Annotated in this window: 24 protein-coding genes; 14 read left to right on the forward strand and 10 right to left on the reverse strand. The window is 61.2% G+C overall.

Features of this window, described 5'->3' with window-relative positions:
• Nucleotides 1-6: 6 nt before the first annotated feature.
• The 5 genes from ACLH0J_RS02480 to ACLH0J_RS02500 form a co-directional block, all read right to left on the reverse strand.
• Nucleotides 7-939, reverse strand: a complete 933-nt coding sequence (locus ACLH0J_RS02480; protein WP_411390744.1) for an SDR family NAD(P)-dependent oxidoreductase — start codon at nucleotides 937-939, stop codon at nucleotides 7-9.
• 481 nt (nucleotides 940-1,420) lie between these two features.
• A complete protein-coding gene (locus ACLH0J_RS02485; RefSeq protein ID WP_411390745.1) occupies nucleotides 1,421-2,737 on the reverse strand; it encodes an OprD family porin in 1,317 nt (438 codons plus the stop codon).
• Nucleotides 2,738-3,109: 372 nt separating this feature from the next.
• Entirely contained in the window at nucleotides 3,110-3,313 is a 204-nt protein-coding gene (locus ACLH0J_RS02490; RefSeq protein ID WP_411390746.1) for a hypothetical protein, read from the reverse strand.
• 233 nt (nucleotides 3,314-3,546) lie between these two features.
• Entirely contained in the window at nucleotides 3,547-4,653 is a 1,107-nt protein-coding gene (gene aguA / locus ACLH0J_RS02495; RefSeq protein WP_411390747.1) for an agmatine deiminase, read from the reverse strand.
• A gap of 121 nt (nucleotides 4,654-4,774) precedes the next feature.
• Nucleotides 4,775-7,684: an aminotransferase gene (locus ACLH0J_RS02500; RefSeq protein ID WP_411390748.1), complete on the reverse strand. Its 2,910-nt coding sequence runs from the start codon at nucleotides 7,682-7,684 to the stop codon at nucleotides 4,775-4,777.
• Between the two features lie 153 nt (nucleotides 7,685-7,837).
• Here ACLH0J_RS02500 and rfbB point away from each other — a divergent pair, with 153 nt between their 5' ends.
• The 7 genes from rfbB to ACLH0J_RS02535 are packed head-to-tail and all read left to right on the forward strand — an operon-like array spanning nucleotide 7,838 to nucleotide 14,908.
• Nucleotides 7,838-8,920: a dTDP-glucose 4,6-dehydratase gene (gene rfbB / locus ACLH0J_RS02505; protein ID WP_411390749.1), complete on the forward strand. Its 1,083-nt coding sequence runs from the start codon at nucleotides 7,838-7,840 to the stop codon at nucleotides 8,918-8,920.
• Entirely contained in the window at nucleotides 8,917-9,792 is an 876-nt protein-coding gene (rfbA, locus tag ACLH0J_RS02510; RefSeq protein WP_411390750.1) for a glucose-1-phosphate thymidylyltransferase RfbA, read from the forward strand. The genes rfbB and rfbA overlap by 4 nt, the downstream gene beginning before the upstream one ends.
• Nucleotides 9,789-10,334, forward strand: coding sequence for a dTDP-4-dehydrorhamnose 3,5-epimerase (gene rfbC, locus ACLH0J_RS02515; protein ID WP_411390751.1), 546 nt, complete (start codon nucleotides 9,789-9,791; stop codon nucleotides 10,332-10,334). Before rfbA ends, rfbC begins: the two co-directional genes overlap by 4 nt.
• Entirely contained in the window at nucleotides 10,331-11,200 is an 870-nt protein-coding gene (rfbD, locus tag ACLH0J_RS02520) for a dTDP-4-dehydrorhamnose reductase (protein WP_411390752.1), read from the forward strand. The genes rfbC and rfbD overlap by 4 nt, the downstream gene beginning before the upstream one ends.
• Nucleotides 11,201-11,236: 36 nt before the next feature.
• Nucleotides 11,237-13,045: an ATP-binding protein gene (locus tag ACLH0J_RS02525; RefSeq protein WP_411390753.1), complete on the forward strand. Its 1,809-nt coding sequence runs from the start codon at nucleotides 11,237-11,239 to the stop codon at nucleotides 13,043-13,045.
• A complete protein-coding gene (locus ACLH0J_RS02530) occupies nucleotides 13,042-14,427 on the forward strand; it encodes a sigma-54-dependent transcriptional regulator (RefSeq protein WP_411390754.1) in 1,386 nt (461 codons plus the stop codon). The genes ACLH0J_RS02525 and ACLH0J_RS02530 overlap by 4 nt, the downstream gene beginning before the upstream one ends.
• Before the next feature lie 25 nt (nucleotides 14,428-14,452).
• Complete coding sequence (locus ACLH0J_RS02535; RefSeq protein WP_411390755.1) at nucleotides 14,453-14,908, forward strand: YiiD C-terminal domain-containing protein; 456 nt, start codon at nucleotides 14,453-14,455, stop codon at nucleotides 14,906-14,908.
• Nucleotides 14,909-15,036: 128 nt separating this feature from the next.
• On the opposite strand, the gene cysQ is transcribed toward ACLH0J_RS02535, so the two are convergent.
• Together cysQ and nudE are read right to left on the reverse strand one after the other, a co-directional pair.
• Nucleotides 15,037-15,873, reverse strand: coding sequence for a 3'(2'),5'-bisphosphate nucleotidase CysQ (cysQ, locus tag ACLH0J_RS02540; protein ID WP_411390756.1), 837 nt, complete (start codon nucleotides 15,871-15,873; stop codon nucleotides 15,037-15,039).
• On the reverse strand, nucleotides 15,870-16,436 hold the full coding sequence (gene nudE / locus ACLH0J_RS02545) for an ADP compounds hydrolase NudE (protein WP_411390757.1): 567 nt from the start codon (nucleotides 16,434-16,436) through the stop codon (nucleotides 15,870-15,872). Before nudE ends, cysQ begins: the two co-directional genes overlap by 4 nt.
• An 87-nt stretch (nucleotides 16,437-16,523) precedes the next feature.
• On the opposite strand from nudE, the gene yrfG reads away from it, so the two are divergent.
• Complete coding sequence (yrfG, locus tag ACLH0J_RS02550) at nucleotides 16,524-17,186, forward strand: GMP/IMP nucleotidase (RefSeq protein WP_411390758.1); 663 nt, start codon at nucleotides 16,524-16,526, stop codon at nucleotides 17,184-17,186.
• Between the two features lie 48 nt (nucleotides 17,187-17,234).
• Here yrfG and lysM read toward each other — a convergent pair whose 3' ends face one another.
• Nucleotides 17,235-17,675, reverse strand: a complete 441-nt coding sequence (gene lysM / locus ACLH0J_RS02555; RefSeq protein ID WP_411392768.1) for a peptidoglycan-binding protein LysM — start codon at nucleotides 17,673-17,675, stop codon at nucleotides 17,235-17,237.
• Between the two features lie 133 nt (nucleotides 17,676-17,808).
• On the opposite strand from lysM, the gene ACLH0J_RS02560 reads away from it, so the two are divergent.
• The 4 genes from ACLH0J_RS02560 (at nucleotide 17,809) to ACLH0J_RS02575 (ending at nucleotide 22,656) form a co-directional block, all read left to right on the forward strand.
• A complete protein-coding gene (locus ACLH0J_RS02560; protein WP_411390759.1) occupies nucleotides 17,809-18,696 on the forward strand; it encodes a LysR family transcriptional regulator in 888 nt (295 codons plus the stop codon).
• Nucleotides 18,697-18,793: 97 nt separating this feature from the next.
• Entirely contained in the window at nucleotides 18,794-19,633 is an 840-nt protein-coding gene (gene fdhD, locus ACLH0J_RS02565) for a formate dehydrogenase accessory sulfurtransferase FdhD (RefSeq protein WP_411390760.1), read from the forward strand.
• Complete coding sequence (locus ACLH0J_RS02570; RefSeq protein WP_411390761.1) at nucleotides 19,630-21,978, forward strand: FdhF/YdeP family oxidoreductase; 2,349 nt, start codon at nucleotides 19,630-19,632, stop codon at nucleotides 21,976-21,978. Before fdhD ends, ACLH0J_RS02570 begins: the two co-directional genes overlap by 4 nt.
• 201 nt (nucleotides 21,979-22,179) lie before the next feature.
• Nucleotides 22,180-22,656: a YMGG-like glycine zipper-containing protein gene (locus ACLH0J_RS02575; RefSeq protein ID WP_411390762.1), complete on the forward strand. Its 477-nt coding sequence runs from the start codon at nucleotides 22,180-22,182 to the stop codon at nucleotides 22,654-22,656.
• 84 nt (nucleotides 22,657-22,740) lie between these two features.
• Here ACLH0J_RS02575 and ACLH0J_RS02580 read toward each other — a convergent pair whose 3' ends face one another.
• Together ACLH0J_RS02580 and ACLH0J_RS02585 are read right to left on the reverse strand one after the other, a co-directional pair.
• Complete coding sequence (locus ACLH0J_RS02580; protein WP_411390763.1) at nucleotides 22,741-23,172, reverse strand: acyl-CoA thioesterase; 432 nt, start codon at nucleotides 23,170-23,172, stop codon at nucleotides 22,741-22,743.
• Between the two features lie 24 nt (nucleotides 23,173-23,196).
• Entirely contained in the window at nucleotides 23,197-25,134 is a 1,938-nt protein-coding gene (locus tag ACLH0J_RS02585) for an ATP-dependent DNA helicase RecQ (protein WP_411390764.1), read from the reverse strand.
• Between the two features lie 225 nt (nucleotides 25,135-25,359).
• On the opposite strand from ACLH0J_RS02585, the gene ACLH0J_RS02590 reads away from it, so the two are divergent.
• Nucleotides 25,360-25,530: a YhfG family protein gene (locus tag ACLH0J_RS02590; RefSeq protein ID WP_003236014.1), complete on the forward strand. Its 171-nt coding sequence runs from the start codon at nucleotides 25,360-25,362 to the stop codon at nucleotides 25,528-25,530.
• Nucleotides 25,530-26,159, forward strand: coding sequence for a putative adenosine monophosphate-protein transferase Fic (locus ACLH0J_RS02595; protein ID WP_411390765.1), 630 nt, complete (start codon nucleotides 25,530-25,532; stop codon nucleotides 26,157-26,159). The genes ACLH0J_RS02590 and ACLH0J_RS02595 overlap by 1 nt, the downstream gene beginning before the upstream one ends.
• Nucleotides 26,160-26,337: the final 178 nt, after the last annotated feature.

The following is a 26,337-nucleotide window of genomic DNA, read 5'->3' on the forward strand; positions in this document are numbered from 1 at the left end:
GACGAGTTACAAGCTGCGTAATAGCTGCGCCAAACCCTGGCCGATGGAAGTCGGTTCCGGGAGTGCAAAATGTTCCAGCAAACGGGTGTTGTCGGCGCGCGAATGGCGAATGTCACCTTGACGTGGCGCCTGGTATGTCACGCTCAGCGGGGTGCCCGTGGCACTGCCCAGCTCGGCGATAAGGTCGTTGAGACTGGTGGAACGGTTAAGCCCGACATTGATGGCTTCAGTTGTCGGCTCGCGGGTCTCGACGGCCTGGACGAGGATGCTCACCAGGTCTTGCACGTAGACGAAGTCGCGCGTTTGCTCACCGTCGCCAAATACCGTGATGGGCTTACGGGCCAGCGCGCGCTCGGTGAAGATACTGATCACGCCGGAGTACGGCGAAGAGGGGTCCTGGCGGGGACCGAAGATATTGAAGAAACGGAAGATCACCGGTTCCAGGCCGTGCTCTCGGCGGTAGAAGTCCAGGTAATACTCGCTGGCCAACTTGTCGCTGGCATAAGGCGTCAGCGGCGACTTGGGGGTCTCTTCGACAATGGCCGTGCCTTCGCCATTGTTGCCATAGGTAGCTGCGCTGGACGCGAAAACCACGCGCGCCACGCCGGCCTTGAGCATGCTTTGGCACACATTGAGCGTGCCGACGAAATTGGCTTGGTGGGTCGCAACAGGGTCATCGACCGACGCCTGCACCGAAGCCACCGCGGCCAGATGCACGACCGCGCCACAACCACGCATGGCCTGCTCCACGACGGCGCTGTTCGCCACATCGCCGACGACCAGTTCCAGGTCAGGATTCTCGATGGGCAGGTTGGCCACCTTGCCCGTCGATAAGTTATCCAGTACGCGAATCTTGTAGCCTCTGCCCAGCAAAGCGTCGACCAAGTGTGACCCAATGAAACCTGCACCACCCGTAACCAGAATTCGTCCAACAGCCATGTAGTTTTCTTCCTAAAGACTCAAGCGCAAACCTTAAGGAGCGAGCCGACAGAGAGCCTGCTAATAAGGCGACAGCGTTTATTGGTTACCTTGATCGACGCTGCCTGACCATCCAGGTACAAGCAGCCAATTCCCTGTCTCTTGACAATTCATAGCAGGACAAATATTCGTCCAGTCATGTCATTTTAATGGCTTATCGCCAGCGAAATCGCCGCAGATAATGTTAGATTCGGATATAGCTGTCAATCTATTGTCTTATTTGCCGCCGGACGGCAATTCAGTCAAAAATACGTCATTAAATTGGCGACACAAATGAACCGAATCGCGCGTGACTTTCCCCAGACTAGACGGTTATTTGCAATGGGTAGGGCGGACTTCAACAAAAAGCAGCGGCACGTTTTGATCCTGATTTGCAGGCACAAAAAACCCCGAACCAGTCGGGGTTTTTTGTCGCCTTGAATCAGGCGAGACGCCAGATCAATCAGAAAACGTTGATCGGGTAGTCGGCGATCAGACGGAATTCGTTACCGTCTACGTTGTACTTGTCGGCGTTGCTGGAGACGCGCAACCAGGACGCACGAGCACGCAGGCTCAGGTCTTTGACCGGGCCGCTCTGAACGACGTACTTGAGTTGGTTGAAGATTTCACGCTCAGTGCCATTACCGCGGTTGGAACCGTCGTCAATGTTGGTACCGCGCACATAGGCGATGTTGTAGGTCAGGCCAGGCACGCCGAAGGTGCCGAAGTCCAGGCCGTAGCCGGCTTGCCAGGAGCGCTCGTCCTTACCGTTGAAGTCGGACCAGTAGGAGTTGGCCAGCAGGATGGTGTTGCCACCGTCGCCGATGCCGCCGTCGTTGCGGTAGCCGCCGTACAGGTAGCCGGTGTCGCCGGTGCTGCGCTGGTGAGCGATGGTGAAGCTGTGCGCGCCAACGGCCCACGTGGCGCCCAGGCTCCAGATTTTGTTGTCGCGGGCATCGGCATCACCTTGGTTTTCCAGGGCGAAGCTCTTGTCCAGCTTGGTTTTGTAGCCGTTGAAGTCGAACGTCAGCGATTGCTGTTCTGGCAGTGCCAGCACGTAGTTGACGTTGACGTATTGCTTCTTCAGCACGTCCTTCATGTCGGAGGCGTAGAGCGCAGCCGACAGGCTTTCGTTGAATTTGTAACTACCGCCGAGGTAGTCGATGCTCTTCAGACGACCGCTATCGGTCCCTTCGGCGCTCTTGCGAGCTTCCTTGGTGAAGTGACCCGCGTCCAGTTGCAGGCCGGCGATCTCTTTGGAAACGATCGACGTACCGGTGTAGGTTTCCGACAGCAGGCGGGAGTTGTCGTAGGCCAGGACCGGAACGTTAGGGAACTGGTCGCCGTACTTGAGTACCGTGTTGGACAAGCGGAACTTCACGGCAGCGCCGCCCTTGGCCAGGTCATGGGGTGCCGAGCCCGGATTGGACGAGCCATCAGGATTGGTCGTGCCGTCGCCTCGCTTGAAGAAGTCGATACCGCCCGCGCCCGCGCGGCCTTTGCCACCGTCCAGACGGATAGCGTATTGGCCGATCACGTCAACACCCACACCCACGGTGCCTTGGGTGAAGCCGGACTCGAACTTGCCGATGAAGCCCTGGCCCCATTCCGCTTTATCCTGCTTGCCGTTCTTGTAGTCACGGTTGAAGTAGGCGTTACGCGCCGCAATATTCAGGTGGCTGTCTTCAACGAAACCCTTGGATTGTTCCTGGTCGTTCGCCATTGCTGTCGATGCGCTCAAAATCCCCAAAGCGATCAGACTCATCCGTTGCTTCAACATGTTCTTGTATTCCTTATTGCTGGTTGAGTACGCGCTGTGACACCAGGCTCCTTGTCACTTTTCTGGTGTCGGCTTTTCCGAAAAAAAAAGGCCCGCGACGACTTAACATGCCGCGGGCCTATTTCTATTTGGAAGAGTCATGGCGGTGAGCCACAGGCGTTGGGCGCAATCCTAGTCGCGCGCCGAACTATGTGTCAATTTCGCGAATCTTCTGTATTTAGGCGAAATAATTCTAAGCGAAGGCCTATGGTCATTCTGGAAATGACAAAAAGCGCCCTCAAATGTCCTACATGTCGGCGACCAATAGGGAGCGGATTCAACCAGAGATGACGCAGTGCGCCTGCAAACCCTGGCACACGGACAGGACGACGTTCAGCCGTTCATCAGTTCGCATAGCGCGTGCACTTCATCCTCGCTGAACAACCCTGCCGGGTAGCGCTCACTCATGACGCTGCGAAAGTCTGGCTGTTGCCTGTTGCGGTGCGAGCCGTTTTCCTTCAACCAATGCGCCAGCGCCTGGATTGCGTCGCTGTCGACTCGCAAGGGGTGAAACGTGCGGTTGATATCGGCGTTCATTTCGCGCTCTCTCCTACTGCGTGAGCGGCTAACTTACTCAAGGTTTATGACAGATCTGCGCAATCCGCACCTTGCTCCACTGTGGCAACGACGATACAAGAGCTATGCCAATGTCGCGTATTTATAGGCGTGCGGACACAAAAAAGCCCGCAGCCTTGCTGGGCCGCGGGCTTGCCTCGGACGCTGAACACGGATAGCGCCCGGTCGCCGCTGTACTGTTGTTACAACTGCACTCAGTTTTTGTGCGGGGCCGGTTGTTGTTGGGTCAGGCAATGGATATTGCCGCCGCCCAGTAACAGTTCACGGCCCGGCACCATTACCACTTCGTGCTGCGGGAACAGGTTCTGCAGGATCACCTTGGCCTGGCCGTCCAGCGGGTCGTCGAAGCTCGGCGCGATGATGCCGCCGTTGACGATCAGGAAGTTCACGTAGGAACCGGCCAAGCGCACGCTCGGATTGCGTTCCTGGGTGCCGTCCACCGGGTCCACGCCCGCACATTCTTCTGCGGTTGCGTACAACGGCCCCGGAATCGGCATTTTGTGCACCGTGAACGCTCGTCCCTGAGCGTCAGTGCTACTTTGCAGGACATCCATGGCAGCGTGGCAACGGGCATAGTTGGGGTCTTGCGGGTCATCGGTCCAGGCCAGCAACACTTCCCCTGGGCGCACGTAGCAGCAGAAGTTATCCACATGCCCGTCGGTTTCGTCGTTGAACAGGCCGTCCGGCAGCCAGATGATCTTATCCACAGCCAGGTTGGCGCTCAGCACCGCTTCGATGGCCGCACGATCGAGGTGCGGGTTGCGATTGTGGTTGAGCAGGCATTCTTCGGTGGTGATCAGGGTGCCTTCGCCGTCGACGTGGATCGAACCGCCTTCCAGCACAAAGCCTTCGGTGCGGTAGCGCGGCGCGCGTTCGATCTCGAGGATCTTGCCGCCGACCTGGGCGTCGCGGTTCCACGGCGAGTAAAGCCCGCCCTCAAACCCGCCCCAGGCGTTGAAATCCCAATTCACGCCGCGCACTTCGCCGCGATTATTGATCACGAAGGTTGGGCCGGTGTCGCGCACCCAGGCGTCATCGCTGGACATTTCCACCAGGCGAATATTGGGCACATCCAGACGGGCGCGGGCGTTTTCGTATTGGCCGGCGGAGACCGCGACCGTCACCGGCTCGAAGCGCGCAATGGCCTTGGCCACCGCCACGTGCGCCGCCTGCGCCGGCTTGCCGCCCAGGCGCCAGTTGTCCGGGCGCTCGGGCCAGATCATCCAGGTCTGGGTCTGTGGCGCCCATTCGGCGGGCATATGGAAGCCATCGGCGCGGGGAGTGCTGTGCAGGGTGGTCATGGCGATCAGGGCTCTGAATGGGGTAAAGGCCGACTTTATAACGGATAAAAATCGGCTTTAGTAGCGATAAACGATCATCGCGGATAAATATGACAGTTGATAGCCGATAACAATCGACTACCTACAGTTGCTCATCCAGCACCTTCGACAGCATGTCGACAAAGAAATCCACACTGCGCCTGGACGTGACCATCGGCGGCTTGATCTTGAGGATGTTCAGGTAGTCGCCCGTTGGCTGCATGAAAATCCCCAGTTCGCGCAGGCGATCGCACAGCAGTGTGGTTTCTTCGGTGGCGGGCTCCAGGGTCTGGCGGTTGCGGACCAGTTCCAGCCCGAGGTAGAAGCCGGAACCGTGGACGGCACCGACCAAGGGATGACGTTCGATCAGCGCTTCCAGACGCGCCTTGAAATGTCCGCCCACCACCTGGGCGTTTTCCCACAGTTTCTCCTCTTCCATTACATCCAGTACCGCCATGCCGATCCGGCAACTGACCGGGCTGCCGCCCGAGGACGAGAAGAAATACCCTTCGGCCTCCAGCGCCTCGGCGATTTCACGCCGGGTAATCACCGCCCCCAGAGGCTGGCCGTTACCCATGCCTTTGGCCATGGTGATGATGTCGGGCACCACACCCTGCTCCTCGAAACCCCAGAAAAAATGCCCCATGCGGCCGTAGCCCACCTGCACTTCATCGGCGATGCACACGCCGCCCTGGGCGCGCACCAGCGCGTACACCTGTTGCAAATAACCCGGCGGCAGGGAGATACCACCGGCATTGCCGTACACCGGCTCGCAGATAAAGCCAGCCAACTGGCGTTTGCTCGCGGCAATTTTCGCCAGGTTGTGTTCCACGCTGCAGACGTAATCCGGTGCACTGTCCTGACCACGGAATTCACCGCGATAGGTATTGGGCGCGGTCACCGGGTGCACCCAGTCCGGGCGGCTGCTCAGCGCCTGGGGGTTGTCGGCAATCGAGGTGGACACCGCATCCGCCGCCACCGACCAGCCGTGATAGGCCTCCAGCACGCTGAGCATGTCGCGCCCGCCGCTGTAGGCCCAGGCCAGTCGGATCGCCAGGTCATTGGCTTCGGTGCCGCTGTTGACCAGGAACACGCGGTCCATGCCCGGCGGCGCCAGCGCAAGCAAACGCTCGGAAAACTCGGCAATTGCGGCGTAGTGAAACCGCGAGTTGGTGTTGAGCAACGACCACTGCCGCGCCGCCACCGCCGCCATGCGCGGGTGACCATGGCCCAGCACGGCCACGTTGTTGAGCATGTCTAGGTAGGAGCGGCCTTGCATGTCGATCAAGTGATTGCGCCAGCCGCGTTCGATGCGCGGCGGGTCGACATAATAGTGCTTCTGCGACCGGGCGAAACTGGCGTCGCGGCGGGCCAGCAGGGTTTGTGGGTCCAGCTCGGGTTGCGCATCGCAGGCCAGCCCCAGCAGCGCGGCCGGCGATGGGCACAGCACCTGCCATGCCGCTGCCCGGGAGGGCGTGCAGAACAGCGGTGCGGGCAGGTCGGTGCGGCACAGTTGCACGGTCAGCGGGCCGTCGACCTCACCGATCACCTGGCCCTTGAGCACCGCAGCGCCCGGTTGCAACAGCGCGCTCACCCCCCACAACCGCACGGTTGCCTCGCTGCTGTGCACGCGCAACTCGCCGTTGGCGCCCGGGCGCACAATGCCGGCGAACGGCGCTTCGACGGATGTCCCCTGGGGCACATGCAGCTCGACGTGCAGCGGGAATGTCTCCGGCTCATGGGCACTGTCGGGCCGGGTGCGCGACAAACGGTACTGCCCGTAGCGACTGGCCGCCAGGCCATGCGCCGCTGCCCCTTCTTGCAACAAACGCTGGTCGATACCCGCTTGCTCCCAGTTACCCGCTTCGAAATGCGGGCTGAGTACGCCGAGGTCGATCAACGCGAACTCACGTCCCACCAGGCCCGGCAGCAAAGGCGCGAAACCTTCGCTGGCAAGCGCTGCCGGGGCCTGCCCGACGCTGCTCAAAATCGCCGCTTCCATCAATTCGAACGGCACCGACGTCGCCACATGGAAAATTTCCCACTCGTGCTCGGCGTTTTTCAGCAGGTAGCTGTTATGCGGGTCGAGGCGTTGCTGTTGTTCGCTGCTCAAGACCAGCACTGCGGCGCGGGCGACGATCAGCGGCCACAGCGCCTGCAGTTCTTCGTGCTGCAACGGTGTGACGGCATGACAGGCCTGGATCGCCGGCAGGATGGCAAAGGGATTGCCCTCGGCATGATGCAACAGCGCGGCGCAGGTCACCGACAGGTCGGCAATGCGCCAGGTGTGCACCAGGTCGCCGAAATCGATCACGCCCTGAACCTGCCAATGCCGCTGGGCGTCGCGCTGCCACACCACGTTGTCGTCGGTAATGTCCATGTGTACCGCTTGCCACGGCAGATGAGCGGCCAGCGGGCGGAGGCGTTTCTCAACCTGCTCGGCCACCTGCTCCAGCGCTTGGCGGTGGGGCAGGTTTTCCAGGGTTGTCAGCAGGTGGGTGATCAGTTGCGAGGCATGGCGCGGGTCCCATTGCAGGGTGCGCTCAAGGCCCGGGTGCGTAAACATGGCCAATGCCCGGCTCATGCGCCCGCACAGCTCACCAAAACCCGCGATGACCTTGCGCCCCAGGTGGGGCAAATGGGTCAGGGGCTGACCGTCGATGTAATCCAGCAGCCGCACGTGCAGGGTTTGACCATCGACGCTGACGGTCAGCAACTCTTCACCGCTCAGGGCCTTGATCACCCGGGGCACACGCAGATCCGTTCGCGCCTGCAATGCATTCAGGGCCGCATGCTGGGCCTGCAACTCCACGGCGGCGTAGTCGCCCCGACAGATTTTCAAGACAAATCGGCCGCGCGCGCTGTCGACTTTGTAGTTGAGGTCTTGCTGGCTGCCCAATGATTGCAACGTGCCGTGGAGGCCGTAATGCTGCTCGAGCAGTTGCGCCGCCTGATTGGGGCCGACTTGCGGGCAGGGAAGACTGGCGCGATGGATCAACGTGGCGAGCAGCATGGGGGGTGGCCTCTGTTTTTTTCAGGGGTGTATATCGCCATTGTTCGGGGGGCTTGCGCAACCCCTATGCATACCGCGCTTGCGCCACCTCGCCGCACAACTCAAGCTATGCTTCATTCGCTTAATGTCCGTCTAAGGAAAAGGCCCTCCGACATGCGCATTCTCATCACCGGCGGCGCTGGATTTATCGGCTCTGCCCTGATCCGCCACCTGATTCAACACACCGAACACGAAGTGCTCAACCTGGACAAGCTCACCTATGCCGGCAATCTGGAATCACTGACCAGCATCGCGTCCAACAGCCGCTATGAATTCGTGCAGGCCGATATCATCGACCAGCCCACCGTCAGCGCCGTGCTGGCACGTTTCGAGCCTCAGGCGATCATGCACCTGGCGGCAGAGTCCCATGTCGACCGTTCGATTGACGGTCCGTCCGACTTTATCCAAACCAATATCGTCGGCACTTACAGCCTGCTGGAAGCCGCCCGGGCGTATTGGCTCAAGTTAGCCGAACCCGCCAGGAGCGCCTTCCGGTTCCATCACATCTCCACTGATGAGGTGTACGGCGACCTGCACGGCGTGGACGATCTGTTCACCGAAACCACACCCTACGCGCCCAGCTCTCCGTATTCTGCAAGCAAGGCCGCGTCAGACCACCTGGTCCGAGCCTGGCAGCGCACCTACGGCCTGCCGGTATTGCTGACGAACTGCTCGAACAATTATGGGCCGTTCCACTTCCCCGAAAAGCTGATCCCCCTGGTCATCCTCAACGCCCTCGCGGGCAAGCCATTACCGGTATACGGCGATGGTTTGCAGGTGCGCGACTGGCTGTTCGTCGAGGATCACGCCAGGGCACTGCTGACCGTGCTGACGCAAGGCGTGGTGGGTGAGACCTACAACATCGGCGGCCACAACGAACAGAAAAACATCGACGTGGTCCGCAGTATCTGTGACCTGCTGGAAGAGCTGGCACCGCAACATCCGACAGGGATGGCGAAATACACCGACCTGATCACGTTCGTCAAAGATCGCCCTGGCCATGACCAACGCTATGCGATCGACGCCAGCAAGATCGAACGTGAATTGGGCTGGGTACCCGTGGAAACCTTTGAATCCGGGCTGCGCAAGACCGTGCAGTGGTACCTCGATAACCTGGAATGGTGCCGCAGGGTCCAGGATGGCAGTTATCAGGGTGAACGATTGGGCAACACCGACATGAAGGATCTGATTGCATGATGAAGGGAATTGTACTGGCGGGAGGCTCCGGGACTCGCTTGCACCCCATTACGCTGGGCGTGTCCAAGCAGTTGCTGCCGGTGTATGACAAACCGATGATCTACTATCCGATCTCGGTGCTGATGCTTGCGGGTATCAAAGATATTCTGGTGATTTCCACACCCTTGGATTTGCCGCAGTACCGCAATTTGCTGGGCGATGGCAGCCAGTTCGGCGTGCGCTTGAGCTATGCCGAGCAGCCGTCCCCGGATGGGCTGGCCCAGGCGTTTATCATTGGTGAAGCGTTTATCGGGGATGATCCGGTTTGCCTGATTCTGGGGGATAACATTTTTCATGGTCAGCATTTCGGTGAGCAGTTGCTTAGCGCGGCCAAAAGGCCCTCGGGCGCTACCGTTTTCGGCTACTGGGTCAAAGACCCAGAACGCTTTGGCGTGATCGACTTTGATAGCGACGGCCGTGCCCTCTCTATCGAAGAAAAACCGGCGAACCCTAAGTCCAGCTATGCCGTGACCGGCCTGTATTTCTATGATAACGACGTGATCAAGATCGCCAAGGCGGTCAAACCTTCGCCGCGCGGCGAGCTGGAGATTACCGATGTCAACAACGCCTACCTAAAGCGCGGCGACCTGCAGGTAGAACGTTTCGGCCGTGGCTTCGCCTGGCTCGATACAGGCACTCACGACAGCTTGCTGGAAGCCTCGCAATATGTGCAGACCATCGAGCATCGCCAAGGGCTGAAAGTCGCCTGCCTTGAAGAAATAGCCTATGAAAACGGCTGGATCGACCGCAACCACCTGCTCGAACGCGCCAAATACTTCGGCAAGACCGGCTATGGCCAATACCTGTACTCCCTGGCGGGAGACAACCAGTGAACGTCCTTGAAACCTCACTGCCGAGCGTGTTGATCCTCGAACCCAAAGTGTTCGGTGACGAGCGTGGTTTTTTCTACGAAAGCTTCAATGCCCGGGCCTTTGAACAGGCCACCGGGCTCAAACGCGATTTTGTCCAGGACAACCACTCGCGCTCGCAGAAAGGCGTATTGCGGGGGCTGCATTATCAGCTCGAACACACCCAGGGCAAGCTGGTGCGTGTCACCGTCGGCGAAGTCCTTGACGTCGCGGTCGACATTCGCCGCAGTTCGCCGAATTTCGGCCAGTGGGTAAGTGTGCGCCTATCGGCCCGCAACCATCGCCAATTGTGGGTGCCGGAAGGCTTCGCCCATGGGTTTGTGGTGCTGAGTGAGCATGCGGAGTTCTTGTACAAGACCACCGATTACTACCAGCCGAGCGCCGAGCGCAGCATCCTGTGGAATGACCCGACGCTGGCCATCGACTGGGAACTCACTGAGCCGCCGCAACTGTCCGCCAAGGACCAGTCCGGCAAATTGTTGATGGAAGCCGACCTGTTCCCATGAAGATCCTCATCACCGGCCAACACGGCCAAGTCTCCCACGCCCTGCAACAGCGGCTCCCAGACCTCGGCGAACTCATCGTCCTGGGCCGCGACCAACTGGACCTGGTCAACCCTGACCAGATCCGCGAGCAAATCCGCAGCCACCGCCCCAACCTGATCATCAACGCCGCCGCCCACACCGCCGTCGATCAGGCCGAAAGCGAGCCGGATGTCGCCTTCGCGATCAACGCCATCGCGCCCGGCATCCTCGCCGAAGAAGCCAAGGCCCTGGGCATCCCGTTGATCCACTATTCCACCGACTACGTGTTCGACGGCAGCAAGCCTGCGCCCTATACCGAAACCGATGCGCCGAACCCGCTGGGCGTCTATGGCCAGAGCAAACTGGCCGGTGAGCAGGCGATTGCGACGGTGGGCGGTGAGTATCTGATCCTGCGCACCAGTTGGGTCTACTCCGACCACGGCAAGAATTTCCTGCTGAGCATGCAGCGTTTGCTGCAGGAAAAGCCGCACCTGCGCATCGTCGCCGACCAGATCGGTGCCCCGACCTGGGCCGGCACCATCGCCCTCAGCACCCGCGCCTTGATCGAGCGCTGGCAAGCGGGTCAAGCGGGCGACTGGGGCGTCTATCACCTGACCGCCCAGGGCGAAACCTCGTGGTTCGGTTTTGCCCAAGCCATCGGCGAACACCTGCGCGCACAAGGAAAAGCCTGCGCCGAACTGGAGGCAATCCCTTCCAGCGCCTATCCGACACCCGCCAAGCGCCCCTTGAACTCACGCCTGGATTGCAGCCGCCTGCAACAGCAGTGGCACGTCAGCCTGCCACAGTGGCAAGACGCATTGCGCGAGTGTCTTGCCGGGCAGCACTAGGCATAATGCGCCTGTACCCACAGGCGCACGACTCCCATGACTCCACCCCTTCCGCGAAGACCCCGCTGGCGCAGCCTCGCCCTGCTGGCGTTGTGCCTGGCACCGCTGCTGTGGCCGCTGGAGCACTTGGCCGAGCGCTATTACCGCAGCGAACTGGCCGGACAGAACCGCCAGACCCTCGACCTGTATGTGGCCAACCTGCTGGGCACCCTGCATCGCTATGAGGTGCTGCCGCAAATCCTCGGTGACTTGCCGGCCTTGCGCACTGCACTGGCTGAGCCCGAGGTGAGCAGCCACCTGGCCAACGCCAACCTGCTGCTCCAGGACGTCGCCGCCCAGGCCGGGGTGGAAGTGATGTACCTGATGGACACCAATGGCAAGACCCTCGCCGCGTCCAATTGGAACAAACAGGACAGCTTCGTCGGGCGCAATTTTTCGTTCCGCCCGTATTTCAGCGAAGCCATGGCCGGACGCCTGGGGCGGTTCTTCGGCCTGGGCACGACCTCAGCCAAACGCGGGTACTTCTTCGCCGCCGCCGTTCACGATGGCGACAACATCATCGGCGTGCTGGTGGTCAAGGTCGACCTGGACCACACCGAAAGCCTGTGGGGCAACACACCGGAACAACTGCTGGTGACCGACCACAACGGCGTCGTCATCCTCACCTCGCGCCCGCAATGGCGATTCCGCGCCACCCGACCGCTGACCGACGAAGAACGTCAGGCGATCATCGCCATCCAGCCTTACCCGACCCGCGACCCGCAGCCCTTGGCCCTGAGCCCCACGGCGTGGCTGCGCCAATCCACGGCCATCGCCGAGACTGGCTGGAACGTGGAAATCCTCGCGCCGCGCTCGCTGATCAACCGCCCGGTGCGCACGGTGGTCGCGGTGGGGGGCGCCACACTGCTGGTGCTGATGCTGTTACTCGGTTTGATGATGCAACGCCGTCGCCATTATCTGGACCGCATCGCCTTTGAAGCCAAGGCCCGCCGCGAGCTGGAGGGACGTGTGGCCGAGCGCACCAGCGACCTGGAAGGCCTCAACCGGCGTCTGAAACAGGAAGTATTGGAGCGCGAACACGCCCAGCAGGAACTGGTGCGCGCCCAGGATGACCTGGTGCAAGCCGGCAAATTGTCGGCGCTGGGCACCATGTCGGCGAGTATCAGCCACGAACTCAATCAGCCCCTCGCGGCGATTCGCAGCTATGCGGAAAACGCCGAAATCCTGCTCGACCACGAGCGCACCAGCGATGCCCGGGGCAATCTCAAGCTGATCAGCGAACTGACCGGGCGCATGGCCTCGATCATCGCGCACCTGCGCGCCTTCGCCCGCCGCGACCGTCATGCCCCGGAGAGCGTGGCCCTGCAACCGGCGCTGGACGATGCGCTGGCGTTGCTGGCCAAGCGACGGCGCGCGATGGAGGTGGAATTGATCCGCGACCTGCCGGAAGCGACCTTGTGGGTACAGGCCGGCGAAACCCGCTTGCGCCAGGTGCTGGGTAATCTGCTGGCCAACGCCCTCGATGCCCTGACCGAAAAAGGCCCGCCGCGCAAACTGTGGTTGAGTGCCCAAACCACCGAACAGGGCGTCAACCTGTACATTCGCGACAACGGCCCGGGCTTTTGCATGGAAGCCCTGGGCCGCGCCAGCGAGCCGTTCTACACCACCAAGACGCGCACCCAGGGCCTGGGGCTGGGCCTGGCGATCTGTGAAACCCTGATGCGTGCCTTTGGCGGCGAACTGTTGTTCGCCAACCACAAGGAAGGCGGCGCGCTGTTAACCTTGAAATTGCGTGCCGGCTCGCCGGGCGTCAGTCTGCAACCGTCCGAGGACCGCAGTGTATGAGTATCGATAACCAGATCCAGGTGGTGTTGATCGACGACGATCCGCACTTGCGTCAGGCCCTGTGCCAGACCCTGGACCTGGCCGGGCTGAAAGTCCTGACCCTGGGCGAAGCCACCGGCCTCACTGCGCGCCTGTCCCGTGATTGGCCGGGCGTGGTGGTCAGTGATATCCGCATGCCCGGCATGGACGGCCTGGAACTGCTGGCAGAACTGCACGGCCAGGACCCGGAGCTGCCGGTGCTGCTGATCACCGGCCACGGCGATGTGCCTTTGGCAGTGCAAGCCATGCGCGCCGGCGCCTATGACTTCCTGGAAAAACCCTTCGCCAGCGACGCCCTGCTCGACAGCGTGCGCCGCGCCCTGGCCCTGCGCCGGCTGGTGCTGGACAACCGCAGCCTGCGCCTGGCCCTGAGCGATCGTCAGCAGTTGAGCACGCGCCTGGTCGGGCATTCCCCGCAAATGCTGCGCCTGCGCGAACAGATCGGCGCACTGGCGGCGACCCGCGCCGACGTACTGATCCTGGGCGAAACCGGCGCCGGCAAGGAAGTGGTGGCCCGCGCGCTGCACGACCTGTCGAGCCGACGCAGCGGACCGTTCGTGGCGATCAACGCCGGCGCCCTGGCCGAGTCGGTGGTGGAAAGCGAACTGTTCGGTCATGAGCCCGGCGCCTTTACCGGCGCGCAGAAGCGGCGCATCGGCAAGTTCGAATTCGCCAACGGCGGCACGCTGTTCCTCGACGAAATCGAAAGCATGAGCCTGGATGTGCAGGTCAAGCTGCTGCGCCTGTTGCAGGAGCGCGTGGTCGAACGCCTGGGCGGCAATCAACTGATCCCGCTGGACATTCGCATCATCGCCGCCACCAAGGAAGATCTGCGCCAGGCCGCCGACCAGGGGCGCTTCCGTGCCGACCTGTATTACCGCCTCAACGTCGCGCCCTTGCGCATTCCACCGCTGCGCGAACGCGGCGAAGATGCGCTGATGCTGTTCCAGCACTTTGCCGACGAAGCCAGCAGCCGCCATGGCCTGCCGCTGCACGAATTGCAGCCGGGACAACGCGCGTTGCTGCTGCGCCATAGCTGGCCGGGCAATGTACGAGAACTGCAGAACGCCGCCGAGCGCTTTGCCCTGGGCCTGGAGCTGGCGTTGGACAACACACAGGACAATCCGGCGGCCGGTGTGCTGACCTCCACACCCGGCGGTTTGAGCGAGCAAGTCGAGCAGTTCGAAAAGAGCCTGATCGCCGCCGAACTCACCCGCCCCCACAGCTCCCTGCGCAGCCTCGCCGAAGCCCTCGGCCTGCCACGCAAAACCTTGCACGACAAACTGCGCAAGCACGGCCTGAACTTCGCCGACAGCGCCAGCCACAGTACCGACGACGAATGACCCCGTCACCCACCAAGAGGCACCCATGAGCCGCGACAGCCGTTACCTGGAATCCATCCTCCACCACGACATCCCCCTCACCCGGGAGATGGGCCTCAAAGTGCTCGAATGGCAGCACGGCCAATTGCAGCTGCACCTGCCCCTGCAGGCCAATATCAACCACAAGAGCACCATGTTCGGCGGCAGTCTCTATTGCGGCGCCGTGCTGGCGGGCTGGGGTTGGCTGCATCTGCAACTGCGCGAGGAAGGAGTCGAGGACGGGCATATCGTGATTCAGGAAGGGCAGATCAGTTATCCGCTGCCGGTCACGCGGGATGCAACGGTGATTTGTCAGGCACCGGAAGAAAAGATCTGGAAGCGTTTCGTGGCGACGTACAAGCGTCATGGCCGGGCGCGATTGACGCTGGAGACGTGGATTGTGAATGACGGCAGTGAGGAGCGGGCAGTCGCGTTCAGCGGCCAGTACGTCCTGCACCGCTGACGGCCCCTGCGCAAAACCCAATGTGGGAGGGGGCTTGCTCCCGATAGCGGCATTTCAGTCAAAAATGCTGTGACTGATGCACCGTTATCGGGAGCAAGCCCCCTCCCACAGGTTGATTCGCCGAGGCCTCAGGAGCGGGCCAGGGTCAGCAGGCGTTCGCGCCACGCGGCCTTGGCCGGTAACGCTAAAAAGAACGGGTTCAACAGCGACTCCCGCGCCGGGTAGGTGAACGGCTCGCCGCTCAACTCCAACACCTCGCCGCCGGCCCCTTCCAGCACGCCCTGGGCCGCTGCGGTGTCCCACTGCGATGTCGGCGCCAGCCGCGGGTAGCAATCAGCGCTGCCCTCGGCCAACAGGCAGAACTTCAACGAGCTGCCGATATTCGCCAGCTTCAACGCGCCCAGGCCTTCGCTCAAACCGTCCAGCAAACGCTCCTGCTCGGGGCTCGAATGCCGGCGGCTGGCCACCACGGTAAAGGACTCGCCCGCCGCCGGGGCCTCGCGCACCTGGATCTGCTTGGGCGCTTCATTCACATCGGAACGCCATGCCCCCAGGCCCGCGCCGCCGAAGTAACAACGGCCGCTGGTGGGCATGGACACCACGCCAAACACCACGCGTCCCCGTTCGATCAAGGCAATGTTGACGGTGAATTCCTCGCTGCCGGCGATGAATTCCTTGGTGCCATCGAGCGGGTCCACCAACCACCAGCGCTGCCAACCGGCGCGCACGCTCTGGTCGATATCGGCGTCTTCCTCGGACAGCACCGGAATGCTCGGGTCCAGGGCCGTCAGGCCGGCGAGGATCAGGTGATGAGCGGCCAGGTCCGCCGCCGTCACCGGTGAATCATCGGCCTTGGACATCACCGCCACGTCCGCGCGCCAGTAGGGCAGGATCACTTCGCCGGCCTGACGAGCCAGCTCGATCACCGGGGCGATGAATGGGTGGCCTAAAAACAGTTCGCTCATGCGCTAAACGCTCCACGCTGGGTCAACAGATCCCGTACCAGATACAACGCAGCCAGGGCACGGCCTTCGCTAAATTGCTCGTTTTGCGCCAATTGCGCCAACTCGCGCAGATTGACCCTCTCCACGCGCATCGGTTCGGGCTCATCGCCTTCCAGGCGTTCTTCATAGAGATCGGTGGCCAGCACCACCTGGATTTTCTGGCTCATATAGCCGGGGGACAGCGAAAGCTCAGTCAAGTGCTCCAACTGGCGCGCACCGTAGCCGGCTTCTTCCTTGAGCTCACGATCCGCCGCCGCCAGAACATCCTCGCCGGGCTCGATCAAGCCTTTGGGCAAGGACAGTTCGTACGCGTCGGTGCCGCCGCAATACTCCTCCACCAGCAACGCGTGCTCCTCATCGATCATCGCCACGATCATCACCGCGCCATAGCCAGCCCCGCGACCGACCAGGCGCTCGTAGGTCCGCTCAACGCCATTGGAAAAGCGCAACTGCACTTCCTCCACGCGGAACAAACGGCTACTGGCGACTATTTCGCGGGCGAGGACGGTGGGTTTCTGGCGCATAAACGGCTCCTTGGCGTGATCGGGTTACTATACCGTGGCTTTTCCGATTGTCTGTGTCGGATATCTTTACTTACATGAGACCGCACCATGCCCTCTTTGCCCTGGCACGCCATCGACACCGTCCTGTTGGACATGGACGGCACCCTGCTCGACCTGCATTACGACAACCACTTCTGGATGGAACACCTGCCCCAGCGTTACGCCGAGCTGCATGGTGTGAGTCGGGCCATGGCCGAGATGGAGTTGCAACCGCTGTTCGAGCGTAACGCCGGCCAGTTGCAATGGTATTGCCTGGACTTCTGGAGCGCCGAGCTGAATATCCCGGTGCGCGAACTCAAGCTGGAAACCGCCCACCTGATCGCCCTGCGTCCCGACGCGGATACATTCCTGGCGGCGATCAAACAGGCCGGCAAGCGGGTGATCCTGATCACCAATGCGCATCGCGACTCACTGTCGTTGAAAATGGAACGCATTGAACTGGCGCCGTATTTCGAGCGGTTGATCAGCTCCCACGACTACGGTTTCGCCAAGGAAAACCCGCAGTTCTGGGACGCCCTGCGCGCCGACCTCGGCTTCGACCCGGCCCGCAGCCTGTTTATCGACGACACCTTGCCGATCCTGCGCAGCGCCCAGGCGTTTGGCGTGGCGCATCTGCTGGCGGTTAAAGAACCGGACAGCCGGAAGGGGCCGAAGGACACCGGGGAATTTGCGGCAGTCGAGGATTACCGGGATCTTATTGTCGGACTCTGAACTCATGTGGGAGTGGGCTTGCCCCCTCCCACATGTTTACCGCGTGTATTACTCGGGAATACGCAGTTTCTGGCCTGGATAGATTTTGTCCGGGTGCGACAACATCGGCTTGTTGGCCTCGAAGATCTTGTTGTACTGATTGGCGTTGCCGTAAACCTCCAGGGAAATCGCGCTGAGGGTGTCGCCTTTTTTCACCACGACGAAACGGGAAATGGCCACAACTGGCCCCGAAACCACGATCTGGTCTTCTACGCCGGCAACCCCGGCAATATTGCCCGTCGCGAGGATGATTTTTTCTTTCTCTTCTTGAGTGGCGACGGTCCCAGTCAGCGTGACTTTGTCCCCCTCGACAGTGGCGTGGACATCCGGATTACCCAAGCCGATGTCTTCAATATGCTTTTTCAGATCACCACTGGCGTTGGCATTACCCGGCGTCAACAGCTTGACCAACTTCTCGCCGGCTTCTTTTACAAAACTGATAAAACTCATCGTGCGCTCTCCTTTGGTGGTTGATATCCAGATGCTCAAGACTAGACCAGCCCAGCCGACTTGGGTTCCAGCCCGACCAAAGATCCAAACGCGCTAGAATCCCCCCGCCATTGGAATATGCCCCGGAGCGAAGATGGACATCAAACAGCTGAAATTCCTCATCGCCCTCGACGAGACCCGTCACTTCGGCCAGGCGGCGGCGCGTTGCCATATCACCCAACCGACCCTGTCGATGCGTCTGCGCAGCCTGGAAGAAGAGCTGGACCTGCCACTGGTCAATCGCGGCCAGCGCTTCGAAGGCTTTACCGCCCCCGGCGAGCGCGTGCTGGCGTGGGCGCGCACGGTGCTGGCGGCCTATGACGGCTTGCAGGCCGAAGCGGCCGCCTGTCGCGGCAATCTCGTCGGCACGTTGCGCCTGGGGGTGGTGCCACTGTCGAGCTTCGATCCCTTGGCCTTGATGCAGCAACTGCACAAAGAACACCCGAACCTGCGCTTTGAGCTGTCCGCCTTGAGCTCCGAGCAAATCCTCGAACAACTGGCCAGCAATCGCCTGGACCTGGGCGTGTCCTACCTGGATCGCCTGGATAACGAACGCTTCGACTCCCTGGCACTCGGCGAAACCCGCATGGGGTTGCTCTACGACCAGCGCTATTTCAGTTTCGGCGACAAGCCGTTGAGCTGGGAAGCGTTGATCGAATTGCCGCTGGGCATGCTCACCAGCGGCATGCACTTTCGCCAGTCCATCGACCACAACTTCCATAGCCGAGGCCTGCACCCGCAACCGCTGTTACAAACCGATGCCGTTCATCAGTTGTTACAAGCTGTGCACGGCGGATTGTGTTGCGCGGTGATGCCACTGGAAGGCGGCCTGGATGCGCTCACCGAGCATTTGCGCCTGCAACCCATCGAAGATGCCCACACCCTGGCGCGCCTGGGCCTGATCATGCGCCGCAGTGCACCGCGCTCGGCGCTGGCGGAAGCCTGTTTCGCGCTTTATCAGAAATCGCTGGCAGAGTCTTGATCGACGTCATCTATCGGTAGATCAGTACTGGCAATTAGACGCGACGCTTTGTCGCGCCTAGTCTGAACACTGATCAGTCCGCCGGTGGTACAGCCCCATGAACGCCAAGCATCCAGTCTGCGCGGCGCCCGCTCTTCAAACGCCCGCGCCCGCCGCCAGCCAGAGCTACCAGTTCTGCAACCTCGAACACACAACCGTGGCGAGCACTGCATTGGCGGAAGAAGTGGCGCTGGCGATTGCCTATAACGACATCAGCCAGGCGGTGATGCTGGTGACGCCGACCGATCTCGAAGACTTCATCGTCGGTTTCAGCATCGGCAGTGGAATTATCACCGACGTTAGCGACATTTATGACCTGAAACTCAGCGGATCGGGCTCTACCCAGTACGCCCAGGTGCAGATTTCCAGCCGCGCCTTCTGGAACCTCAAGCAGCAGCGTCGCCAGTTGGCGGGCACCAGCGGCTGCGGCCTGTGCGGGGTCGAAGCAGTCGAGCAAGCCTTGCCGGACCTTCAAGTGCTGCCCGGCGCGCCCTTGCCACCTGCCGAGTGGCTTGAAGGCCTGCGCCAGCGCATCAGCGCATTTCAGCCGCTGGGCCAGTACAGCGGCGCGGTGCATGCGGCGGTGTTCATGAATAACCAAGGCGAGTTGCTGCTGGGGCGCGAGGACATCGGCCGACACAACGCACTCGACAAACTGATCGGTGCCTTGATCCGCCAAAAGATCAGTACCGCTGGCGGCCTGGCCATTGTCACCAGCCGCTGCAGCCTCGAACTGATCCAGAAAGTCCTGCGCGCCGGCATCCAGACCCTGGTCAGCCTGTCGTCGCCCACCGGCCTGGCCCTGCAATGGGCGCGTCGGCACAACCTCAATCTCATCCACCTGCCGCAAAAAAGTGCGCCGCGGGTCTACAGCCCTGCGATGGAGTACCAGCCATGAGCAATCATCACCAAGCCGACCAAACCCCGACCCCGCGCTACAAGCCCTACAAGGGCGCGGCCGGCGGCTGGGGCGCGCTGATCAGCGTGGCGCAGGCGTGGCTGACCAGCGACAACGCGCTGAAAAACATCCGCATGATGCTCAAGACCAACCAGAACGGCGGTTTCGACTGCCCGGGCTGCGCCTGGGGCGACTCGCCGGAAAGCGGCATGGTCAAGTTCTGCGAGAACGGCGCCAAGGCGGTCAACTGGGAAGCCACCAAGCGTCGCGTCGATGGCGCCTTCTTCGCCAAGCACAGCGTAACCGCGCTGCTGGAGCAGAGCGACTATTGGCTGGAATACCAGGGCCGCCTGACCGAGCCGATGCGCTATGACGCCGCAACTGACCGCTACCAGCCCATCAGTTGGGACGCGGCGTTCGCCCTGATCGGCCAGCACCTCAACGCCCTGCCCAGCCCGGACATGGCAGAGTTCTACACCTCGGGCCGTGCCAGCAACGAAGCCGCGTACCTGTACCAACTGTTCGTACGCGCCTACGGCACCAACAACTTCCCGGATTGCTCGAACATGTGTCACGAAGCCAGCGGCGTGGCCCTGGCGCAAAGCGTCGGTGTCGGCAAAGGCACCGTGACCTTTGACGACTTCGAGCATGCCGACGCGATTTTCGTCTGGGGCCAGAACCCCGGCACCAACCACCCGCGCATGTTGGAACCACTGCGCGAAGCGGTGAAACGCGGCGCCCAGGTGGTGTGTATCAACCCCTTGAAAGAACGCGGCCTGGAACGTTTCCAGCATCCGCAGCACCCGCTGGAAATGCTCACCAACGGCGACAAGCCGACCAACACCGCGTACTTCCGTCCGGCGTTGGGTGGCGACATGGCTATCCTGCGCGGCATGGCCAAGTTCCTGCTGCTGTGGGAACGCCAGGCCCAGGCCGAAGGCAATGACGCGGTGTTCGACCACGACTTCCTCAACGAACACACGATCAACGTGCTCGATTACCTGGCCCAGATCGACGACACCTCCTGGGATGAAATCGTCGCGCAGTCCGGTTTGCCCCTCGTCGAGATTGAGCAAGCGGCACGCATGTACGCCAAGGGCAAGAACGTGATCATGTGCTGGGCGATGGGCATCACCCAACATCGCCACTCGGTGCCGACCATCCAGGAAATCGCCAACCTGATGCTGCTACGCGGCAACATTGGCCGCCCGGGCGCCGGCCTCTGCCCGGTGCGGGGCCACAGCAACGTGCAGGGCGACCGCACCATGGGCATCAACGAACGCCCACCGGTGGTGTTCCTCGATGCCCTGGAGCGGCGTTTCCAGTTCCAGGTGCCGCGCACCAACGGGCACAACGTGGTCGAAGCGATTCACGCCATGCTCGAAGGCCGCGCCAAAGTGTTTATCGGCCTGGGCGGCAACTTCGCCCAAGCCACGCCGGACAGCCCGCGCACTTTCGAAGCGCTGCGCAATTGCGACCTGACGGTGCAGATCAGCACCAAGCTCAACCGCAGTCACCTGATGCACGGCAAAGACGCCCTGATCCTGCCGTGCCTGGGGCGCACCGACATCGACATCCAGGCCGAAGGCCCGCAGGCCGTGACCGTGGAAGACTCGTTCAGCATGGTCCACGCCTCCAACGGCCAGTTGCAGCCGCTGTCGACGCTGATGAAGTCGGAGCCCGCCATTCTTGCCGGCATCGCCGCCGCGACGCTGGGCAGCCAGCCGGTGGACTGGAACTGGCTGGTGGGCGATTACAGCCGCATCCGCGACCTGATCGCCGACACCATCCCGGGCTTCAAGGATTTCAACGAGCGCCTCAAACACCCCGGCGGTTTCTACCTGGGCAACGCTGCCGGTGCTCGGCGCTGGAACACGCCGTCGGGCCGGGCCAACTTCCGCCCGAATATCCTGCCCAAAGACCTGATCCACGAACGCACCCACGCCACAGGCCGCGTACCGGACCTGATCATGCAGTCGATGCGCTCCCACGATCAGTACAACACCACCATTTATGGCCTGGACGATCGCTATCGCGGGGTGAAAGGCCAGCGCGACGTGTTGTTCGTCAACGAAGCCGACATCATCCGCCTGGGCTTCAAGCCGGGACAGAAGGCTGACATCGTGTCGCTGTGGGAAGACGGCCGTGAGCGTCGTGTGAAGGGCTTCACCTTGCTGGCGTTCGATATTCCGGCGGGGCAGGCAGCGGCTTACTACCCGGAAGTGAACCCGCTGGTGCCGTTGGAAAGCACTGGGGATGGCAGCCATACGCCAACGTCGAAGTTCGTGGCGATTCGCCTGGAAGCGGCGAGTGACAAGGGGCTGATCATGGCGCGCTCGGCATAAATCCCGGCCACAAAAAAAAGGCCACTTTTGCATAAAAGTGGCCTTTCCGAAGTAGCTAGAGACCCATCAGAATCACTTAAGTTCCCCATCTAAAACAATAACTTAGCGAATTGTGTACAAGTCGTGTTACTGGTCGGATTTCTATTGTCACAATGTCGACACAGCCTCAGGATCGCGCCGTCATCCTCTTGAGGTCTCTCTATGAAGTTCTCCTCGATTCTCTTGTTGTCCCTTGGCCTGGTCAGTGGCGCAGCCATGGCCGGCGGCACCACCGAAGCCGGTGTGGGCGGCGCATTGGGCGGGGTACTCGGTTCGGTTGTCGGCCAGCAGATCGGCGGTAACACCGGTTCGGCCATTGGCGCCGCCTTGGGTGGCGCGGGCGGCAGTGCGGTCGGTGCCGACAAACGCAGTCGCGGCGAAGCAGCCATTGGCGGCGCGCTCGGCGCAGCCGGCGGCAACGTGGTAGGCCGCAGCATGGGCGGCAACACCGGCAGCCTGATCGGCGCAGCAGCCGGTGGTGGCGCAGGTGGCGCACTGGGCAACTACATGGGCAACTCGAGCGATAACGACGACCGTCGTTCCCGTGGGCGGGATAACCGTCGTTATGACCGGGATGATCACCGTGGCCGTGGCCATGCCTATGGGCATCGCAAGAACAGGCATCACTACCGTCATTGATCAGATTGAGAGAGCACTGAAGAAACACTGTGGGAGCAAGTCGAATCGTCGCACCGCCCGTCCCACATGGGTTTCTGTAAGAAGTCAGGCCACCAACCGCTGCAACGCCTCGCGCAACATCGCCGGAATCGTCACCGGTTGGTTCGTCCCCCGATCCACGAACACATGCACAAAGCGCCCCGCCGCACAGGCTTCGTCTTCGCCGGCCTTGAACACCGCCAATTCGTATTGCACTGAGCTGTTACCCAACTTGCCCACGCGCAGGCCAATGTCTATTCGGTCTGGAAAGGCGATCGACGCAAAGTAATCGCACGCCGAGCTCACCACAAACCCCACCACGTCACCGTCATGAATATCCAACCCGCCCTGTTCGATCAGGTAAGTATTCACCGCCGTGTCGAAGAAACTGTAGTAGGTCACGTTATTCACATGGCCATACACATCGTTGTCGTGCCAGCGCGTGATGATGGGTTGGAAGTGACGGTAATCGGCGCGTTGCGGCATTGAGTCAGGCATGGGCACGTCTCGGTGAAAGTGGGTTTACAGGTCATTCAAGTGGGCTTGGGCCCACTCGCGCACCTCGGCGTAGGGGTAATCCTCCAGCGCAGCAAAACCCGGAATCCCCCGCGCCTTCAGCTTGGTGAACAACGGCACGCTGATACCGCCGAGAAAGCGTGTCAGGCGTTCGGCGCCCGGCAGATGGCCGGTGTGCTCATGATGCCTGTGGATAAAATCACCGCACAGCCCCATGAAGTGTTTATCCACAAGCGGCGGCAAGCCCGGCGGTGGCGGCAGATGCGCCACATGGCCGTGGCAGACCGAGCAATGCCCGCAACGCTGGGGGGCATTTTCATCACCAAAATACTGCGCCAGGCGCTGCCCCAGGCAATGCTCGGTGGCGAACAGGTCAAGCATGGCGTGTATGCGCGCCACCTCCGTCACTTCGTGCTGCTTGAAGCCTGTGTATAACGCTTCGCTCAACACCTGCGGATCAAACTCGGTATCCAGCAGGCTGTAGACCTCGGTCATCTGCTTGCTTTCCAGCTCGATCAGGCCCTGTTCCTGGAAGTAATCCAAGGCCTTCACCACCCGATTGCGCGCGGCATTGTGCTGTTGATAAAGCCCATCGAAATCCACCGTCGCCCAGGTCTTGGCACGCTTGCACACCTGGATGATCGCCGCGACGAACTGCTGCCGCTCGCCGGAAAACCGCGCGAGCAAGGCCTCAGGCTCGATCAGGTATTTGAAACGGTACTCGGCATAAAACGCGTAGCGCGGTGCGATCACGCCCTTGAGCTCCAGCTGAACCAGCAGCGTCTTCAGTGGCAGTTCGCGGATATTGCTGTGATCCGACAGCGAGCGCAGCAGGAACTCCCACTGCCCCTCACTGCGCGCTGCCTGCAACTCATCGAGCACACGCCGGATGCCATCCTGCTCGGGCGTATCGCCGTAGACAAAATTTTCCAGCACGTTGAGGCTGTCGCGATTGGCCAATACCAGGCAGTCGGACGGCTGCCCGTCACGCCCTGCGCGACCGATCTCCTGGCTGTAGTTCTCGATGGATTTGGGCAAGTCGAAGTGCACCACATTGCGGATGTCACTTTTGTCGATGCCCATGCCAAACGCGATAGTGGCGACGATGCAATTGGAGCGGCCACCCATGAAGCGCTGCTGGATACCCTCGCGTTTATCGTGGGGCAAACCGGCGTGATACGCCTCGGCCTGGATGCCGTTGCGGTTCAGGTGCTCGGCAATCTGCTCGGCGGTTTTCTGCAAGGTGACGTAGACGATACTCGGCTGCCCGGCGCGCTCGCTCATCCATTGCACCAGGCGCCGCCGCTTGTCCGTACCGCTTACCGGCTCCACCAACAGGTTGAGGTTGGGCCGGTAGAAGCCCGTGGTGACCACATCATCCGGCGCAATGGCGAACTTGGCCTGCATATCGGCAATCACCTTGGGCGTGGCCGTGGCGGTCAGCAGCAGTGCTTGTGGGATATGGAACTGACGCTGGTAGTCCGGCAGCTTCAAATAGTCCGGACGGAAGTTGTGGCCCCACTCGGAGATACAGTGCGCCTCGTCCACCACCAGCAGCGAGATCTGCACGCTTTGCAGGAAGTTGCGAAAGCGCTCGTTCTTGAGGCGCTCCACGGAAATCATCAGGATCTTCAGCTCGCCCGAACGCGCACGGGCCATTACCGCATTGGCCTCATCGCGGCTTTGGGCCGAATCGATACTGCCGGCCGCAATGCCATGGCGTTGCAGGAAGCCCAGTTGGTCCTGCATCAACGCCAACAGGGGCGACACCACCAGCGTCAGGTGCGGTAGCAGCACTGCCGACAACTGGTAACACAAGGACTTGCCCGACCCCGTAGGGAAAATCGCCGCGGCCGAACGACCAGCCAATACGGCGCTGACCGTTTCTTCCTGGCCCAAGCGAAACTGTGGATAACCAAAGACCTGCTGGAGGGTGTCGTGCATCGGCTGTCACTCCATTGACCGCTGAGTTGGCTCAAAAACATAGCCTGGGAATCTCAGCGAATCGAGAAAGGTCGCAAGGAAAAAAAAGACAGGATGATACACAGGGTGCCGCCATGGCCTTGGGCCAAATGCAGCAACTTGGACTGCAGTGAAGTGGTTTTTATCCCGCCTGCCTGCTGAAGCATTGAGCTACAATCAAGCCTTGCGACCCAGGAGTACGCGGCGATGAGCGAACTGACGTTTGAGCAAAAACAGGATCATTACCATAAGATCCGCCGTTCCAATTACTTGGCCAGCTTGCGCCTGGAAGGGTTCGACACCCAACCGGCCGACGTCGACAAACCCCTGCCGACCCGCGAAGCCGTCCTTGCCAAGTACCGCAACACTCCACGCTGATGCTCGACAAATACGGGGTGGGCCAGGATCCGTACTGCTATCCCGGGAGCCGCGTCCTGCGCAACCGCCTCGATTTGCTCGATGAAGACCGCCTGCACCAAGCTGAGCGTGAATTGTCCGAAATCGCCGTAGGCAACCTCCCTCTCTTCTCTCCGCCCTACAACCTGGAACGCCTGCAACACATCCACCGCACACTGTTCAGCGATATCTATGACTGGGCTGGGGAGTTGCGCAGCGTGAATATCCAGAAGGGCGACACCCTGTTCTGCACCCCGGAACGCATCCCACCGGAAGCCGCAAAGATCATCCGGCAGATGGAAGAAGCGCACTGGTTTGTCGGTACGAGCCAGGCCGAACTGGTGAGCAAAATTGCCGAAGCCTACGGCGACCTCAACGTCATTCACCCCTTTCGCGAAGGCAATGGCCGGGCGCAGCGGATTTTGTTTGAACAGATCATCGTGAATGCCGGGTTTTCGGTGAACTGGTGGCTGGTGAAACACGCGGCGTGGATACCGGCGAACATTGATGCGGTGGCGTGTGATTATCGGGGGTTGGAGGCGATTTTCGGACGCTGTATCAGCCGGCCTGCTGCATTTGCTGGAAGCTCTGCACCCCGTCCAACGGCATAACAGGTAGGAGCGAGCTTGTTCGCGCCTACAATTGAGTGCGTGAACAGCCAAAAATCACTGCCAAGCCCCAAATGCCGGAAACCGCTGTAAGAAACCTCCAAATATCGCGCCATCCCCTTCCCAAACTGCTGCAAACACCCACTCAACCCTCTACAGAAGTTACCCGTAGCTGAATGAA

Source organism: Pseudomonas sp. MPB23 (assembly GCF_046605395.1).
Classification (GTDB): Bacteria; Pseudomonadota; Gammaproteobacteria; order Pseudomonadales; family Pseudomonadaceae; genus Aquipseudomonas.

Excerpts from the sequence above, each read along its gene's own strand:
- ACLH0J_RS02480 (WP_411390744.1), bottom strand. The coding sequence starts at position 939 with ATGGCTGTTGGACGAATTCTGGTTACGGGTGGTGCAGGTTTCATTGGG.
- ACLH0J_RS02485 (WP_411390745.1), bottom strand. The coding sequence starts at position 2,737 with ATGTTGAAGCAACGGATGAGTCTGATCGCTTTGGGGATTTTGAGCGCA.
- ACLH0J_RS02490 (WP_411390746.1), bottom strand. The coding sequence starts at position 3,313 with ATGAACGCCGATATCAACCGCACGTTTCACCCCTTGCGAGTCGACAGC.
- aguA (WP_411390747.1), bottom strand. The coding sequence starts at position 4,653 with ATGACCACCCTGCACAGCACTCCCCGCGCCGATGGCTTCCATATGCCC.
- ACLH0J_RS02500 (WP_411390748.1), bottom strand. The coding sequence starts at position 7,684 with ATGCTGCTCGCCACGTTGATCCATCGCGCCAGTCTTCCCTGCCCGCAA.
- rfbB (WP_411390749.1), top strand. The coding sequence starts at position 7,838 with ATGCGCATTCTCATCACCGGCGGCGCTGGATTTATCGGCTCTGCCCTG.
- rfbA (WP_411390750.1), top strand. The coding sequence starts at position 8,917 with ATGATGAAGGGAATTGTACTGGCGGGAGGCTCCGGGACTCGCTTGCAC.
- rfbD (WP_411390752.1), top strand. The coding sequence starts at position 10,331 with ATGAAGATCCTCATCACCGGCCAACACGGCCAAGTCTCCCACGCCCTG.
- ACLH0J_RS02525 (WP_411390753.1), top strand. The coding sequence starts at position 11,237 with ATGACTCCACCCCTTCCGCGAAGACCCCGCTGGCGCAGCCTCGCCCTG.
- ACLH0J_RS02530 (WP_411390754.1), top strand. The coding sequence starts at position 13,042 with ATGAGTATCGATAACCAGATCCAGGTGGTGTTGATCGACGACGATCCG.
- ACLH0J_RS02535 (WP_411390755.1), top strand. The coding sequence starts at position 14,453 with ATGAGCCGCGACAGCCGTTACCTGGAATCCATCCTCCACCACGACATC.
- cysQ (WP_411390756.1), bottom strand. The coding sequence starts at position 15,873 with ATGAGCGAACTGTTTTTAGGCCACCCATTCATCGCCCCGGTGATCGAG.
- nudE (WP_411390757.1), bottom strand. The coding sequence starts at position 16,436 with ATGCGCCAGAAACCCACCGTCCTCGCCCGCGAAATAGTCGCCAGTAGC.
- yrfG (WP_411390758.1), top strand. The coding sequence starts at position 16,524 with ATGCCCTCTTTGCCCTGGCACGCCATCGACACCGTCCTGTTGGACATG.
- lysM (WP_411392768.1), bottom strand. The coding sequence starts at position 17,675 with ATGAGTTTTATCAGTTTTGTAAAAGAAGCCGGCGAGAAGTTGGTCAAG.
- ACLH0J_RS02560 (WP_411390759.1), top strand. The coding sequence starts at position 17,809 with ATGGACATCAAACAGCTGAAATTCCTCATCGCCCTCGACGAGACCCGT.
- fdhD (WP_411390760.1), top strand. The coding sequence starts at position 18,794 with ATGAACGCCAAGCATCCAGTCTGCGCGGCGCCCGCTCTTCAAACGCCC.
- ACLH0J_RS02570 (WP_411390761.1), top strand. The coding sequence starts at position 19,630 with ATGAGCAATCATCACCAAGCCGACCAAACCCCGACCCCGCGCTACAAG.
- ACLH0J_RS02575 (WP_411390762.1), top strand. The coding sequence starts at position 22,180 with ATGAAGTTCTCCTCGATTCTCTTGTTGTCCCTTGGCCTGGTCAGTGGC.
- ACLH0J_RS02580 (WP_411390763.1), bottom strand. The coding sequence starts at position 23,172 with ATGCCTGACTCAATGCCGCAACGCGCCGATTACCGTCACTTCCAACCC.
- ACLH0J_RS02585 (WP_411390764.1), bottom strand. The coding sequence starts at position 25,134 with ATGCACGACACCCTCCAGCAGGTCTTTGGTTATCCACAGTTTCGCTTG.
- ACLH0J_RS02590 (WP_003236014.1), top strand. The coding sequence starts at position 25,360 with ATGAGCGAACTGACGTTTGAGCAAAAACAGGATCATTACCATAAGATC.
- ACLH0J_RS02595 (WP_411390765.1), top strand. The coding sequence starts at position 25,530 with ATGCTCGACAAATACGGGGTGGGCCAGGATCCGTACTGCTATCCCGGG.